The organism is Cognatishimia sp. MH4019 (assembly GCF_020177595.1).
Lineage (GTDB): Bacteria > Pseudomonadota > Alphaproteobacteria > Rhodobacterales > Rhodobacteraceae > JAHTBL01.
The window spans coordinates 144,183-160,000 of sequence record NZ_JAHTBL010000004.1; the positions used below are offsets into that span (position 1 = coordinate 144,183).

The 15,818-nt window shown below is 57.1% G+C and carries 15 protein-coding genes, 1 tRNA gene and 2 rRNA genes (1 of these 18 only partly in view); 2 read left to right on the plus strand and 16 right to left on the minus strand.

The features are described from left to right. The first annotated feature begins 57 nt into the window (after positions 1-57). Both KUW67_RS08825 and KUW67_RS08830 read left to right on the plus strand, forming a co-directional pair. Positions 58-1,938, plus strand: a complete 1,881-nt coding sequence (locus KUW67_RS08825) for an OmpA family protein (RefSeq protein ID WP_224824933.1) — start codon at positions 58-60, stop codon at positions 1,936-1,938. Next, complete coding sequence (locus KUW67_RS08830) at positions 1,931-2,257, plus strand: hypothetical protein (RefSeq protein ID WP_224824934.1); 327 nt, start codon at positions 1,931-1,933, stop codon at positions 2,255-2,257. Before KUW67_RS08825 ends, KUW67_RS08830 begins: the two co-directional genes overlap by 8 nt. Here KUW67_RS08830 and KUW67_RS08835 read toward each other — a convergent pair. From KUW67_RS08835 to KUW67_RS08910, 16 genes are all read right to left on the minus strand, one after another. After that, positions 2,244-3,314 (minus strand): alpha/beta hydrolase, encoded by a 1,071-nt coding sequence (locus KUW67_RS08835; RefSeq protein WP_224824935.1) that lies wholly within the window; start codon positions 3,312-3,314, stop codon positions 2,244-2,246. The two genes, KUW67_RS08830 and KUW67_RS08835, sit on opposite strands and share 14 nt — an antisense overlap. Positions 3,315-3,409: 95 nt before the next feature. Beyond that, positions 3,410-3,853 carry a molybdenum cofactor biosynthesis protein MoaE gene (locus tag KUW67_RS08840; protein WP_224824936.1) on the minus strand — a complete coding sequence of 148 codons (444 nt, stop codon included), beginning with the start codon at positions 3,851-3,853 and terminating at the stop codon, positions 3,410-3,412. Position 3,854: 1 nt separating this feature from the next. Next, positions 3,855-4,103 carry a molybdopterin converting factor subunit 1 gene (gene moaD / locus KUW67_RS08845; RefSeq protein WP_224825143.1) on the minus strand — a complete coding sequence of 83 codons (249 nt, stop codon included), beginning with the start codon at positions 4,101-4,103 and terminating at the stop codon, positions 3,855-3,857. After that, entirely contained in the window at positions 4,100-4,762 is a 663-nt protein-coding gene (pgsA, locus tag KUW67_RS08850) for a CDP-diacylglycerol--glycerol-3-phosphate 3-phosphatidyltransferase (RefSeq protein ID WP_224824937.1), read from the minus strand. The genes moaD and pgsA overlap by 4 nt, the downstream gene beginning before the upstream one ends. 39 nt (positions 4,763-4,801) lie before the next feature. Continuing rightward, entirely contained in the window at positions 4,802-6,676 is a 1,875-nt protein-coding gene (gene uvrC / locus KUW67_RS08855; RefSeq protein ID WP_224824938.1) for an excinuclease ABC subunit UvrC, read from the minus strand. Between the two features lie 289 nt (positions 6,677-6,965). Further along, positions 6,966-7,745, minus strand: a complete 780-nt coding sequence (locus KUW67_RS08860) for an SDR family oxidoreductase (RefSeq protein ID WP_224824939.1) — start codon at positions 7,743-7,745, stop codon at positions 6,966-6,968. 11 nt (positions 7,746-7,756) lie between these two features. Further along, on the minus strand, positions 7,757-8,704 hold the full coding sequence (locus KUW67_RS08865; protein WP_224825144.1) for a calcium/sodium antiporter: 948 nt from the start codon (positions 8,702-8,704) through the stop codon (positions 7,757-7,759). A 167-nt stretch (positions 8,705-8,871) separates the two neighbouring features. Then, entirely contained in the window at positions 8,872-9,669 is a 798-nt protein-coding gene (locus KUW67_RS08870) for a S49 family peptidase (protein WP_224824940.1), read from the minus strand. An 83-nt stretch (positions 9,670-9,752) separates the two neighbouring features. Continuing rightward, the gene (locus KUW67_RS08875; protein ID WP_224824941.1) at positions 9,753-10,514 is read right to left on the minus strand and encodes an ABC transporter permease; all 762 of its coding nucleotides are present in this window, start codon (positions 10,512-10,514) and stop codon (positions 9,753-9,755) included. Beyond that, complete coding sequence (locus KUW67_RS08880; protein WP_224824942.1) at positions 10,511-11,437, minus strand: ABC transporter ATP-binding protein; 927 nt, start codon at positions 11,435-11,437, stop codon at positions 10,511-10,513. Before KUW67_RS08880 ends, KUW67_RS08875 begins: the two co-directional genes overlap by 4 nt. A 178-nt stretch (positions 11,438-11,615) precedes the next feature. Then, the gene (locus KUW67_RS08885; RefSeq protein ID WP_224824943.1) at positions 11,616-12,011 is read right to left on the minus strand and encodes a hypothetical protein; all 396 of its coding nucleotides are present in this window, start codon (positions 12,009-12,011) and stop codon (positions 11,616-11,618) included. A 123-nt stretch (positions 12,012-12,134) separates the two neighbouring features. Continuing rightward, positions 12,135-13,571: a hypothetical protein gene (locus KUW67_RS08890; RefSeq protein ID WP_224824944.1), complete on the minus strand. Its 1,437-nt coding sequence runs from the start codon at positions 13,569-13,571 to the stop codon at positions 12,135-12,137. Between the two features lie 151 nt (positions 13,572-13,722). After that, a tRNA-Met gene (locus tag KUW67_RS08895) sits at positions 13,723-13,799 on the minus strand. Between the two features lie 95 nt (positions 13,800-13,894). Beyond that, on the minus strand, positions 13,895-14,464 hold the full coding sequence (locus KUW67_RS08900; protein ID WP_224824945.1) for a histidine phosphatase family protein: 570 nt from the start codon (positions 14,462-14,464) through the stop codon (positions 13,895-13,897). Between the two features lie 132 nt (positions 14,465-14,596). After that, positions 14,597-14,711: ribosomal RNA gene (gene rrf / locus KUW67_RS08905) — 5S ribosomal RNA — on the minus strand. Positions 14,712-14,811: 100 nt separating this feature from the next. Continuing rightward, positions 14,812-15,818: ribosomal RNA gene (locus KUW67_RS08910) — 23S ribosomal RNA — on the minus strand; it runs 1,821 nt beyond the window's last position.

Sequence of the window (15,818 nt, forward strand, 5' to 3'; positions counted from 1 at the left end):
CTCGCCAACACGCATAGACAGATCGCAACCGATCCTGAGTAAAGCAGCCTCTGTTCGATGCGCCTGTCTTCTGCCCTCATACTTGTCGCGACCTTCGGCGCTGCCGGGCTAGGAGCTTTCTTGGCCGCAAGCACCGGCGCGACTTTTATCGAGCAACGCTCCGAGATCGACGTGCGGTTCGCGCTGGACGAAAACCAACTGAGTTGGGCAGAAGTGCAATCCAACGGGCTGCGCGTAGAGCTGACAGGCACCGCCCCGGACGAAGCCCAGCGCTTTCGTGCGATCTCGACCGCCGGGCGCATTGTCGACGCGGCCCGTGTTATCGACCGCATGCAGGTTGAAGATATGGCAGCCCTCGCCGCCCCGCGCTTTTCGGTCGAGATTTTGCGCAACGAAAGTGGTATCTCTCTGATCGGGCTGATCCCGACTGAAATCAATCGCGAGGATATCTCGCAAGCTATCACCGAACTCGCGCCGGACACACCTGTGACGGACCTGCTGGAAAGCGCAGATTACCCGACGCCTGATGGCTTCGATGTCGCGCTTTCGTTCAGTTTTGACGCGCTCGCACAATTGCCGCGCTCGAAAATCTCGGTCAGCGAAGACGGTGTGGAAATTACGGCCATCTCGGAAAGCACCGAAGACAAGCGCCGTCTGGAAACCGACATCGCGCGGGCCAAGCCCAACGACGTGCGGCTCGCGATGGAAATTTCAGCACCGCGCCCCGTCATAACGCCTTTCACCGCGCGCTTCCTGATCGACGCGGATGGCGCGCGTTTTGACACCTGTTCGGCCGATAATGAGCCCTCGCGCGACCGCATTCTGGCCGCCGCACGCGCCGCTGGTCTGGAAGGGCAGATCGACTGTGTTCTGGGTCTTGGCGTCCCGACCCCTCAATGGGGCAACGGTGTCGCCCTTGGCATCGAATCGCTGACCGAACTTGGCGGCGGGTCAATCACCTTTGCCGATGCAGATGTGACACTCGCAGCGCTCGAAGGTACCGATGAAGGTCTTTTCGACCGCGTTGCCGGCGAGTTGAACACCGCCCTGCCCGAGGTCTTTTCGCTGACCGCTGTCTTACCCAAATCCGACGCAAATAATGGCGACGGACCGCCCGAGTTCATCGCGACGCTTAGTCCGGAAGGCCAAGTGCAATTGCGTGGACGGCTTCCCAGCGATCTGGTGCGCGGCGTAACAGAAAACTTTGCCCAGGCGCGCTTTGGTATCGACAAAGTCTATGTCGCGACCCGCAATGTCGACAACCTGCCTGACGGTTGGCCCGTGCGGGTGCTGGCGGCACTTGAAGCGTTGTCCGAACTGGCCAACGGGGCGGTCATCGTGCAGCCCGATCTGGTGACCGTGCGCGGTGACACCGGCAATGTGGATGCGCGCGCCGCGATCTCGCGCCTTCTGTCCGATAAACTTGGCGAAGGGGCGCGGTTCGAGATTTTCGTGACCTATAAAGAAGCGCTGGACCCTATTGCCTCATTGCCGACGGTTGATGAATGCGTGGGCGACATCAAGCGTATCGGCACTGAGCAAAAGATCACATTCGAGCCCAGTTCTGCCGTTGTCGATGCCTCTGCGCGGCCCACTTTGGATGCAATCTCGGCTGTTTTTGAAGAATGCGATGTCCTTGATTTCGAGATCGAGATTGGCGGACATACCGACAGCCAAGGCAGCGAAGAAGGTAATCAGCGGATCAGCGAACAACGCGCGCAGGCAGTGCTGGAGCAACTTTTGCAGCGCGGCGTCAGCACGTTAAAACTAACCGCTGTGGGCTACGGCGAAACCAGCCCAATCGCCGATAACGAGACCGAAGAAGGGCGAGAATCCAACCGCCGGATCGAGTTCAAACGGGTCTTCCTCGCACCGAACCGTGAAGAAGCCCCGTCCGACGCAACAGAGACTGAAGAAACCGAGGCCACCGATGAATAGAACCGAGTTTATCATCGTCACAGCGATCATTCTTTTCGTCGCGTTCTGCCTTGGATGGTTCGCCAATTGGCTGATCCACCGTTTCACCCGCGTTTCGCGCAGCGATATCGGAGAGTTGGACAAGATGGCGCAAGCCTTGCACGAGGCCGAGGAAACGCGAGATCAGGCCATCACCTATCTGCAGCAGCGTGAAGCCGAGATGACGAACCAGCTTAGCCAGACCGAAGCCGAGCTGCGCGCCGCCATGGACGGCCTGCGAGATGCACGCCAGGAAGCCGAAGAGATGCGCGCCTATATCGAGCGGATCAACGCGGGATAAGCAACGGCACACGCACGACCAACAGCCCGGACTCGCGGCGGTCACGCAAAACAGGATCATCGGAACTCAGCCCGCGAATAAACGCGACGGCGGCTGGTGAGGTGGTGATCGCAAGATGGTTGCCCTGCCCGCTATTGGGCAAATCGCTGAGATCGACGACCAGCAGATCCATATCCGACAGCACTTCCATATCGGCAGCTGACCCAAGCCGAGGCTTGCCACCGGCCAGCCGACTGGACAATTGCAAGGCGCGATCACGTTGCGACAAGATCACGACTGTCACCTCGGGCAGCTGCGCCATCCGCGCAACCTGCGCCTGAAAGACGTCGATCCGAATATCTGGGGAGACCAGCACAAGACCGCCCAGATCACCCGTAATATCCGTCCCGCCGATGGACATCTGGCGAAGCGTTTCCATTGTCAGAAAAGCGCCCATTGAATGGCCAACCAAAACAACGCGCCCCGGAAAGCGCCGCACGAGACGCGGCAATATCCGCTCTAGATAATCCCGTGCGATCAGCGTGGAATCGCGATCCGTCAGGTAACCCGTGGTCGAGGCCTCGCTAGGCCAGACAATCGAGATATGCGCGCCGCCATCTTCAAAATCATGGGCCATCTGCGCGTGGCGATAAACGGCCTCGGCATAGTTGGTGTTGTAGCCATGCACGAAAACCGTGACGTCCTGACCCGGTTGCACGCGCGCCGCGACCTGATCCAGCATCGCGTCTATGCCGTCCAACTGCTCTAGCCCAGCGACGTAGAAATCCCGCATCGGGTCAATCCGCTCGCCGGGCCAACTGATCTGGCCAACCTCGCGATCTTGCGGAATCGACACTTCATGACGCACGAACCGCGACAGCCCCGTCGTCTCCAGAGACGTTGTGCCATGCAAAGCGAGCGGGTGCTGTTCACCAATTGCGACAGCCCAAACACTTTGAGTTTGCGAAACAGACAGCCCCGGATGGACAGCTAACGTACCGCGCGGTGCGCATGCGGAAAGAACAGTTGCGCCGCCCAGCGCCAGGAAATCTCGTCGATATATGTGTGGTCGTGGCATGACTTATTTGCCTGCGGAACTCAGAAATTACGGTGACGGATACCGGCTTTCCGGACAGGAGCAAGGGCCACTTGCGCCCAGCGGCGCAAACCCACCTACCAGCGGGTCAAAGCGTCCTCATCCTCGGCTTTGCTGGCAACCCAATCGGCCCCGTCCGAGGTAAACTCTTTCTTCCAGAACGGAGCGCGCGATTTCAGGTAATCCATCAGAAACTCCGCCGCCTCGAACGCATCCTTGCGGTGCGGAGCCAGCGCCGCAACCATCATGATCTGCTCACCCGGAGCCATCTCGCCATAGCGGTGAATGACCAGCACATCCCCAAGACCCCACCGGTCTTTTGCCTCACCAGCGATCTTTTCCAAGGCGCGTTCAGTCATGCCCGGGTAATGCTCGATCACCATGCGATCCAGATCACCTTGCGCCAAATCGCGGACAATACCGGCAAAGGTCACCATCGCGCCCATATCGCTGTGGCCTGCGGCAAAGCTGTTCGCCTCGGCCCCCAGATCAAACGCAGCCTCCTGAACGCGAACCGTCATGTCACCCGCCCGTCATCGGCGGAAAGAACGCCACTTCACGCGCGCCTTTTAGCGGGGCGTCAAATTCGGTTAGGTCCTGATCCACTGCAACACGGAGCGCGCTGAGATCGGCAAAGGCAGCCTCATACCGCTCTTCGCGGGCGCGCAATTCCTCGACCAGTTCCATCACGGTCGCGGCGTTTGTCTCAACCGTTTCCTTCGGCATCCCGATCCGCTCACGAACCCATGCGAAATACAAAACGTCCATCAGTTATCCTTCAAGTAAGGCCTTGCCTTGGTGAAGTAATCCCAGCCCGTCATCATCGTCAAAAGCCCTGCGATCCACAGCAAGATCACACCGACGATCCAGCTGATATTCATCGCGTGATACTTCCAGTTCAGGCCCAGAACATCCTCTTCGCGCCCGTTCAGAATGTCGCTGACCAGCGCCTCATCCATGCCCCATGCATGCATGCCAAAGTAATGCTCAAAGACGCCTTGGGCAAACAGCACCGCCAGCGCCACCATCTGCGCTGTGGTTTTCCATTTGGCCAGTTGCGTGACCTTGAGCGTACCGGCAGTGTCACCCAAAAATTCGCGCAGGCCCGAGACGAAAACCTCGCGAAAAAGGATCACTGTCGCAGGCAGCAAAATCCAAGGGTTCATGCCGGAAAAGCCCGTCACCACCAAAAGCGCGATCACCACCATCGCCTTATCGGCAATCGGATCAAGCATTGCCCCGAACTTGCTTTCCTGCTTCCACGCGCGCGCCAGATAACCGTCAAACCAGTCTGTCACGGCGGCGCTGACAAATAGAATCAACGCAAACCAATCCGCGTAAGGTCTTGTGAAGTAAAGAAACATCACCGCAACGCCGGGGGCTGCAAGCAGACGGAGGACCGTCAGAATATTGGGGAGGTTCCAAACCATACTCTTGGTCTATCGCGTCTGAGGAACGTGAGAAAGGGCTTAACCACGCTCGTGGAAATAGTCGTAGATCGTCTCGGCCATCGCGTCCGAGATACCATCAACTGCCTTAAGATCTGCAAGGTTCGCGCGACCCACAGCTTTGGCCGATCCGAAATGCGCCAGCAGCGCGCGTTTGCGCGTGGCGCCGACACCCGGCACGTCATCCAGAGGGGTCGCACCGATGGCTTTCGCACGTTTGGCGCGATGCGTGCCAATGGCGAAGCGGTGCGCCTCATCCCGAAGGCGTTGGACGAAATAGAGCACCGGATCGTTGTGTTTTAGCGCGAAGGGGCGCTGACCGGTGCGGTAAAATTCCTCCTTACCCGCATCGCGGTCGATCCCCTTGGCCACACCCACCATGGCGATATCCGTCACGCCCATCTCGGTCATGATCTCGCGCACCGCACTGACTTGCCCGGCCCCGCCGTCGATCAACAGAAGGTCCGGCCAGGTGTCACCTTTGCGGTCGGGGTCCTCTTTCAAAAGCCGCTTGAACCGCCGGGTCAGCACTTCTTTCATCATTCCGAAATCGTCGCCGGGGGTGATGTCGTCGCCCTTGATGTTAAACTTGCGATATTGGCTTTTCACGAACCCTTCGGGGCCTGCCACGATCATGCCACCGACGGCATTCGTGCCTTGGATATGAGAGTTGTCATAGACTTCGATCCGCTGTGGCGGGGCGTCCAGATCAAAGGCCTCGGCCAGTCCTTTAAGCAGCTTTCCTTGCGTCGCTGTCTCGGACATTTTCCGGGCCAGGCTTTCGCGGGCATTGCGGGCCGCACCTGACACCAGCTCTGCCTTTTCGCCGCGCAAAGGCACGGCAATCTCGACCTTGCGCTCGGCCTTTTGGCTCAGCGCCTCGGCAACCAGATCCTCATTCTCAACCGGGTGAGAAAGCAGAACCAGTTTCGGCGGCTGCTTGTCACCATAGAACTGGCCGACAAACGCCTCCATCACCTCGGTCTCATCAACCTCATTGCCCACCCGCGGATAGTAATCGCGGTTGCCCCAGTTCTGGTTGGCGCGGATGAAGAAGACCTGCACACAGGCCTGTCCGCCTTCCATATGCAACGCGATCACGTCGGCTTCGGTCACGCCACGCGGGTTGATACCTTGCGCAGTCTGCACCTGGGTCATCGCACGGATACGATCACGCAATGCAGCGGCGCGTTCAAACTCCATCGCCTCAGACGCCTCGGCCATTTGCTTGGCCAAACGCTCTTGCACCCCAGTGGATTTGCCAGACAGAAACTTCTCTGCATCGCGGACGCTTTCGGCGTAGTCCTCTTCCGAGATATGGCCAACACAAGGCCCACTGCAGCGTTTGATCTGATACAGCAGGCAGGGGCGCGACCGACTTTCAAAGACCGAGTCCGAGCAGTTGCGCAGCAAGAAGACCTTTTGCAATTGGTTCAGCGTGCGGTTCACAGCACCCGCGCTGGCAAAAGGACCGTAATAGCTGCCCTTCTGAGACTTCTTCCCACGATGTTTTTTGATCTCGGGAAACGGGTGATCCTTTGTCATCAGGATATTCGGAAAGCTCTTGTCGTCGCGCAACAGCACGTTGTAGCGCGGCTTGAGTTGCTTGATGAGGTTCTGCTCAAGCAAAAGCGCTTCGGTTTCGGTCTTGGTCGTCAGAAACATCATCGACGCGGTTTCGCGGATCATGCGGGCGATACGGCCCGAATGGCCGGACGGCCGCGCGTAACTACTGACGCGCGCTTTCAGATTGCGGGCCTTGCCAACATAGAGAACCCGCGCCTGCTCATCGAGCATGCGGTAGACGCCGGGTGAGCCATCGAGCGTCTTCAGATATGCCTGAATACGCTCATGGCCCTTCAAAGGCGTCTCGGTTTTTTGTGTCTCGTCTGTCATGGCGTTGAGGTGGGCGATTCTATGCTGCGCTGCAATGATATCGCGAGAGGCTCAAGAGGAAACCTGTCCACGCGATCTGTGGATAACTCCGTGTGTATGTTTTGGGCAGCGCGAATTTTCCTTTGTTTTTCGGGCCAGTCGTTAATTTGCCTAATTTTTAGGCGCAAACATAAGCCATTGATTGTAAGGCTTATTTTTCTTTCCACAGCACAAACCATTGAAAAACTTAACAAAACTGTAAACGATTTGTAACGGCGGCGTGAGCGGTGCACAACTTATCCGGGCCGTATCACTCGACGCCCAACACATCCGGCGTCTCCCACGCCAAATGCTGACCACCATCTACGCATAAAAGCTGCCCCGTGATTGCTGGCGACGACAGGAAATAGCCTAGAGCGGCGGTGATATCGTCTAGGTTCGCACCCCGTCTCAGGATCGTCGCACCGCGTTGTTTGCTAAACTGATCAGGCGCTTGGCGCCCTCCTTGCAAGGTCGGTCCCGGTCCTATTGCGTTCACACGCACATGCGGTGCCAGCGCTTGCGCTGCGGTCTGGGTCAGCGACCACAGCCCCATCTTGGCCAGCGTGTAGGTCATGAACTCCGGCGTCAGTGCACGGACCCGCTGGTCGATCATATTGACGATCAAACCTTGGGCAACAGGCTCGTCCTGCGCATCCAGAACAGCGTTCGGGACTTGTGCGGCGAAGGCTTGGGTCAGCACAAAGGGCGCACGCAGATTGCTTTGCATGTGGCGATCCCAAGTAGCACGCGTCGCGCTCTGGATCGTGTCGTATTCGAAGATGGACGCATTGTTCACCAGACAGGTCAGAGGTCCGCCCAATCCTTCGACCGCCTGCGGAACCAAAGCGTGCATTTCGTCTTCATTCAGAAGATCTGCCTGCACGGCAATCGCGCGCTGGCCCTTGGCCTTGATTTCGGCAACCAGCGCATCGGCGGCATCGCGCGACGCCGCATAATGCACAGCCACGTCGAACCCCTTGTCTGCGAGGAATAACGCCATTGCCTGCCCCAGACGCTTCCCCGCGCCTGTCACCAAAGCCTGAGCCATTGCACCCTCCGTCAGATCAAGATGACGATAAGGTAGAGCCCATAAAGCCCGGTCAACAGCACACCCCATATCCGGGTAATGTTTTGTTTGAAAAAGACGAATGGCAAAAGGATCAGTGACGCAGCCAGCATTACCCAAAGGTCAAATCGCAGGAACTCCGGGCCGACCTCGATGTCGCCTACGAAGCTGGCGATCCCGATAATCGCAAGCAGATTGAACATGTTCGAGCCGATAACGTTACCAATGGCGACATCCGCCTGACGGCGCAATGCAGCCATCACGGTGGTGGCGAGCTCTGGCAACGATGTGCCAATCGCCACAAGCGTAAGTCCAATCACCGTTTCCGAGACCCCGAAATCCGTTGCGATCGAAACGGCGCCATCTACCAGCAAATCCGCCCCCAGCGGCAAACCGATGAGGCCCAGTACAAGATAAAGGATGATCCGCCACCATGGCAGGGACGGATCGGCGCCTTCCAGATCATCGAGATCGTCCTCCCCATCGCCATTTCGATGGGCCCTTGCGTCAAAGAACGCTTTGGTCAGGATCGCAGCAAGCGCCCCCACCAGCACCAGGCCGTGCACCCAGGTGATCGGACTTACGGCACAAACCGCGATGAACAGCAACGTTGCGAGGATCATGTAAACGTAGTTCTGCCGCGTATCGCATTCGCTGGTATGAAGCGTGGCCAGCAACGCAGGCACGCCCAACACCAAGAGCACATTGGCGGTGTTCGATCCGACGACATTGCCCATCGCGATGCCCGGCGCATTGTCTTTGATCGCCGCGATCGCGATCAGCAGTTCTGGCGCCGAGGTGCCGAACGCAACAATCGTCAGGCTGACAATCAGGGCCGGGATCCCAAGCCGAAGCGAGAAATTCACAGCGCCGCGGACCAGCGCGTCACCGGCCAGCAGCAGGATCAACAAACCCAGCCCGGTATAGACCCAGTCCATCAGCATCAGGTGCCTTTCTGGCAGGGGCATGGCCCCTTACCGATGCGAAACCGGCCACAAGACGCACATTTCTTCGATGCCAGACGGGCCTGCCCGGGAAAGCGACGCTTGCCGAACATCGCCAACACCGCGATGAAAATCAGAAACAGAAAGACGATCTTCGAGATCACTTAGAGGCCATACCGGGCATAGAGCGCCCGTTCCTCAAGTGCTGCAAAACCGTCCCCGACGATCTGCGCACCCAGCCGCTGCAAAAGCGGCTTTTTCTGCCCATACACCTGAAACTGCACTTTATCACCGAAGAGCTCTTTCATCTTCGGGACAACATGCCCGATGCCATCGGCAAGGCCAACCTCTATTGCCTTCTCGCCAACCCAGATCTCTCCGGTAAAAAGATCCTGGTCCTCGGGCAGCTTGGCCCCGCGACGGGTGGTGATCTGTGTTTTGAAGACCTCGTGCAAGTGCTCAAGAATATCTTTCAGGCGCGCCACATCGTCAGGGTTTTCCGGCTTGAACGGGTCCAGCATGGATTTCGATTTACCAGCGGTATAAACCCGACGCTCCAACCCGTAGCGGTCAAGAAATTCATGTGCGCCGAACGAGGCTGAGATCACCCCGATGGACCCGACGATAGAGGCCGGGTCAATCCAGATCTCTTCTGCCGCAGAGGCGAGCCAATACCCACCCGAGGCGGCAACATCCTCTACAAACGCGTAGACCGGAATGTCCTTTTCTTTCGAGAGGCGTCGAATGCGCGAGGCGATCAAAGACGACTGCACGGCCGATCCTCCGGGGGAGTTGATCACCAGTGCAACCGCCTGCGGCTTACCCTTCTTGAAAGCACGTTCGATAAGCGGGGCAAGCCCTTGATCCGACAAGGTGCCACGCGTCCCGGCAGCGATAGAGCCCTGCAAACGAATGACGGCGACGCGCGGGTCTGATTTTACGAAAGGAAGAAAGCGTTTCATTCACTGCCATGTAGAGTGCACATGCCCCCGGAACAAGGGACGCCGTATCCGCGCGGATCACTGTTGCGGCAGGTCAACGGTTTTTACGATCTGATCTTGTAGCCTGTGCGGAAAATCCACCAGATGATCGCAAGGCAGATCGCCGTAAATGCGCTGATTGCCAGCAAGGATGCGATGATCGGTACATCGGCTGTTCCAAAGAAAGACCAGCGGAAGCCCGAGATCAGATAAACAACCGGATTGAACAAGGTGATCGTCTGCCAAATCCCCGGCAACATCGTGATCGAATAAAAGCTGCCACCCAGAAAAACGAGCGGTGTGATGATGAGAAGCGGGATAATCTGCAACTGCTCAAAATTACCGGCCCAGATGCCGATGATGAAACCGAACAGCGAAAAGCTAAGGCAGGTCAGCACCAGAAAAGCGAGCATCGCACCGGGGTGTTGAATGTCGAGATCCACGAAGAAATGAGCCGTCACCAGAATGATCACGCCAATGAAGAACGACTTGGTCGCTGCGGCCCCCACGTAGCCGATCACGATTTCCAGAAAGCTGACCGGGGCCGAGAGAAGCTCGTACACCGTGCCGATAAATTTCGGAAAATAGATGCCGAAAGACGCATTCGAGACGCTCTGCGTCATGACGCTCAGCATGATGAGACCAGGCACGATGAACGCCCCATAGCTGACGCCTTCAATCTGGTCGATACGGCTGCCGATGGCTGCACCAAACACTACGAAGTAAAGAGATGTCGACAAAACCGGGGACAGAAAAGACTGCATAAGTGTGCGAAAAAAACGCACCATTTCATGCACATAGATCGCTTTGATCGCCTGCAGGTTCATGGCTTTTCCTTCACGAGATCAACGAAGATATCCTCAAGGCTGCTCTCTTGTGTCTTAAGATCCGTCATCGTCAGACCAGCGGTTTGCAAGTCGTTCAGCAAGGTGGTGATCCCGGTCCGTTCATTCGTCGTATCGTAGTGATAGACAAGAGCGTCGCCTTCAGGGGCGATCTCAAGCGTGTAGCTTCCAAGACTCTCTGGAACCGCACTGATCGGCTCTTGCAAGGCAATGCGTAATTGCTTGCGGCCCATTTGAGCCATCAATGTGGCTTTGTCCTCCACCAACAGAATTTGACCCTGGTTGATCACGCCCACGCGGTCGGCAATGGCCTCGGCCTCTTCGATGTAGTGGGTCGTCAGAATGATCGTGACGCCGTCTTGTTTCAGTTTGCCGACAATCTCCCACATGTCTTTGCGCAGCTCGACATCGACGCCTGCGGTGGGCTCATCCAGAAACAGGATGCGCGGCCCATGGCTCAGTGCTTTGGCGATGAGAACACGCCGCTTCATGCCGCCCGACAGTTCCTTTGTCTGAGCGTCTTTCTTATCCCAGAGCGACAACTGCCGCAGGATGCTTTCGAGATGCGCGTCGTCTTTGGCCTTGCCGAACAGACCACGGGTAAAGCTGACAGAGTTCCAAACGGTCTCAAACGGCTCCAACGCAATTTCTTGCGGCACCAGACCGATCAAAGCGCGCGCCTTGCGATAATTTTTGACCACATCATGACCAGAGACAGTGATCGTGCCACTGGTCGGATGGCTGATGCCGCAGATCGTCGAAATCAGTGTCGTCTTGCCGGCACCGTTCGGGCCAAGCAAGGCAAGGATTTCACCTTCCTCTATTTCAAGATCTACGCCCTTGAGCGCCTCGAAACCGGACTCGTAGCGTTTTACAACATCGCTGACCTGAACAATGGCTGGCATGAACTCTCCTCTTGGGCGCACCGTAGAGGGGGAGACGGGCAAGCTAAACCCGGATTTTCGCACAGTGTTCACCCGCTCTGCGCGCAGGCGCGCTTTGGGCCAAGAAACGGGTGACACACGTGAAAACGCCGCCCCGAATGTTCGGAGCGGCTATCCTTTGTGACCCAGTAAGGATCGGTTAGCTGATCGTGTAAACGAAGCTGGCCCCGTTACCGCGATCGCGGGTCACAATGGCGGTGGACCCGTCAAGCGTCCAAACTTGGCAATCAGGAGCCAGAACACGCGAGCCAATCTTGGCATCGCGGCAGACCGCACCGTCGTTCCAGGTCCACGTGCCTGTGATGCCCTGCCCGTCCCACGGCCCGGAAATCGTGCCGTCCGCATTCACGACAAGCGACTTGCCTTCAAAGGTCAACGTCCGGCCCACAAGCGTTTCCCGAAACTGGGCTTCGGTTGTTACGGCACCGTCGGCAGCCATGCTTGCCTTGTCCGCCATGCTGCTATCGCCATCAGATGTAGGTGACATACAGGCGGTCAGAAGGCCCAGGGCTGCGGTTAGAAGAAGTGCTCTCATTTCGGTCTCCAGAATTAGTGCTGCGGACGAGGTGTCTTGGGAACACGCGCGATCAAAGGTCCGCTTGCGCAATAAGTGGCAGCAGAGAGGCAACATCAGAAGACAGAATATGAAGGCTTTACCTCATTTGAGGTATGCAGCCGCGATACCTTCGAACGCGTCGCGCAAGGGCGCGCCTTGGGTCAAATGCCCCATGGTCGGGATCACCTCGGGCGCGTGCCCCGATACATTGCGCGCCAAATCGGTAAGATCGTCAAGGCAGTGCACCTTATCCTCGGCGCCATGCCAGAACTGCATTGGGACGCCTAGCGACTTTGCAATGCGCCAGGAGAAATGCAGTTGAGCCAGATAATCATGACGCATCGCGTCGATGGAGCTAAGGATCGCCGTCTTCAAACGGTCTGTTCGCGCCTCGGTCGCGAAATCGGCATCAAGCTGGACTTGATCTGGCGGGCTACTGGCGAAGACGCGGCGCAGCGTTTTCTCCAGTCGGTCCTTATCATGAACTCGACCTGCAAGATGGCGGATCGCAAGCATCGCCATGCGTCCGTTGGACCGCAAGTTGCGCAGCAGGAAATCACCGAAATAGACATCGCGCGTCTTTCGCCCTCCGGCTGAAAAGCAGGTAGAGACAAAGTCGATCCGCGAGACACAATTGGAATGAGTGCGGGCAAACTCAACGGCATAACTGCCCGAGGAAACAAGCGCGATCACCGGGATGGGTGTGTCGGCCATAAACTGATAAGTCGTATAGAGATCTTTGACGGTTTTTGCGCAATGGCGTGCCCAGTTCTTATCCCTCGATGTTTGCAGGCTCAGACATCCTTCGCGGATGGGCCAGATCGTGCGCCACCCAAGCTGGTGAAACAACGCTACATCCATGGCATCAATATTCGGGAAGATCATCGGGTGCAGGATCAGCACCGGCTGGCCACTCACCGGGCCAATATCAAGGTAACGGACCTGCGAAGTGCCGCGCGTTCCCAAGGTGCCGTAGCGCACACCATTTGGAAGATGCGGCAGGTAAGCGCCCCAATGCTCTGACTGTCCCTTTAACTGGTCTTCGAGATGGGTTTGCAATCGGTGGACCAGCTGGCTTGCAAGGCTGATGAGCTCGGCCTGACTTTTGACACACAGCTTGCCAAAAACGCTCTGTAACTGCTTGCGCCGGGTCGAGGTTGCAAGCCCGGCGCGTGCTGCGCTCTCTTCAAGGGTGAGGCCTTGGGCGAGATCCACGAAAAGGCAAAATTCAGCGGTGCTGAGGGGTGTCTCTTGTTTGTCATTTAAGACTTGCGCCAACGCGGTGAGGGGCAGTTGGAACGCGCCCGCCCTTACAGAACGAGTGATGGACACCATGTCTTCGCGCGTCGACAGGATAGGCCAACGATGCAACGGATCGACAGGCGTCTCGGTCAGCCAGACAGGAACGTCATTCCACCAGAACGACGGCATGTCCTGCAAGGTACTCATCTGGTGGGTGAACTGCGCCAACCCGTCATGGGTCTCGTCCATCGCAGTGGACAGCATCGAGAGAGCAGCGGTTTGTTGGCGAGGGGTCATATATGCTCTGCCGTCATTAGGTAACAGACGATCCCACCAAACCGCTTATCGAGCAAGGATTTGTACCTGTTTGATGGTTTTAGAGACACATCTTTATAGAGACCGACCTCCAGAAACGAAAAAACCGCCCCGAAAGGCGGCCATTTTGCGTTGGTTGCGGGAGTAGGATTTGAACCTACGACCTTCAGGTTATGAGCCTGACGAGCTACCGGGCTGCTCCATCCCGCGCCAACGTGTGAGGGATTTAGGCCTTTGCGCAGGGAGTCGCAACCCCTAGCGGGACGAAAACGTAACGAATTTCTGACAGTCTAGGTGTGAAGCCGCTAAGGAAGGGTCAATGGCTGAATTTCTCGGATCGTTCCGTGATTATGCGTCACCTTGAACAGGGCAGGCCGGGGCATCTGCAAGAATTGATCATAGCCAAAGTCTGAATAAAGCGCGCTCATCACAGAGGCGATCAGGCCGCCATGGGTCGATAAAAGGGGTGCATAAACTGGCCTTCGAGATAGCGACTTGATCGCATTTCGTAATCGAGTTGCGGCGTCGTTGAAACTTTCTCCACCCGGACGGGACAAGTTACGTTCCTTGAAGCGGCGCTCAATGAGTGCGTCGTCGGGGATATGGCCCTGAAGTGACGTCTGATGCTCGCGCAGATCTGGCAATGTCGTCAGCGCTAACCCGGCAGCATCCGCGAAAGGCTGAACGGTTTCACGCGCGCGGATTGCTGGGCTTGTAAAAACGCCGTCAATTTCGAGCGATTGGAACACGGGAACAAGAGCCTCGGAAGCCTGCGCGCCCTCGATGGTCAATCCGTCAGATAGCCCCCATCCCTCGGCCTCCGCATGCCGAAGCAAAAACATCGTGGTGGTTGGGCGAGTCGGAACAAAATCCATGGGCTGAGTGTCGCCTGTCCGTGCGGGAATACAAAGGAAAGACTGGTCCAGAAACAACAAAACCGCCCCAAGGGGCGGCCTGAAGCTATTGATCATCGTCAGAGAGATACGTGTTCTCAAGTTTCTTACTAGGTTTGGCGGTGACCTACTCTCCCACGCCTTAAGACGCAGTACCATCGGCGCAACAGTGCTTAACTGCCGAGTTCGGGATGGGATCGGGTGTTTCACTTGCGCTATGACCACCAAACCGAGAAAGAAACTTCAAAACACCATCAGAAGTCCAAGTATTTCACTTTGTGTGTGTATGACTTGTCCGTAAAGCAGGCTGAACCTGGCTTTTACTGGATCAAATCAAGCCTATCGAGCAATTAGTACCGGTCAACTGAACGCATTGCTGCGCTTACATCTCCGGCCTATCGACGAGGTGGTCTACCTCGGCTCTCAGGGATACCTTGTTTTGAGGGGGGCTTCCCGCTTAGATGCCTTCAGCGGTTATCCTTTCCGATCATAGCTACCCAGCACTGCCATTGGCATGACAACTGGTCCACCAGTGGATCGTTCACCCCGGTCCTCTCGTACTAGGGGCAACTCCTCTCAAGTATCCTACACCCACGGCAGATAGGGACCGAACTGTCTCACGACGTTCTAAACCCAGCTCACGTACCTCTTTAAACGGCGAACAGCCGTACCCTTGGGACCTGCTCCAGCCCCAGGATGAGATGAGCCGACATCGAGGTGCCAAACGGTGCCGTCGATATGGACTCTTGGGCACCATCAGCCTGTTATCCCCGGCGTACCTTTTATCCGTTGAGCGATGGCCCTTCCACTCGGGACCACCGGATCACTATGGCCGTCTTTCGACTCTGCTCGACTTGTCAGTCTCGCAGTCAGGCTGGCTTCTGCCATTGCACTCAACGAGCGATTTCCGACCGCTCTGAGCCAACCTTCGCGCGCCTCCGTTACGATTTGGGAGGCGACCGCCCCAGTCAAACTACCCGCCACACAGGGTCCCGGATCCGGATAACGGACCGCGGTTAGACATCAAGCAGAACAAGGGTGGTATCTCAAGGGAGGCTCCACAGGAACTGGCGTTCCTGCTTCAAAGCCCACCACCTATCCTGCACATGTTGTGCCTGATGCCAATGTGAAGCTGTAGTAAAGGTGCACGGGGTCTTTCCGTCTAACCGCGGGAAACCTGCATCTTGACAGGTAATTCAATTTCGCTGAGTCGATGTTGGAGACAGCGGGGAAGTCGTTACGCCATTCGTGCAGGTCGGAACTTACCCGACAAGGAATTTCGCTACCTTAGGACCGTTATAGTTACGGCCGCCGTTTACCGGGGCTTCAATTCGGA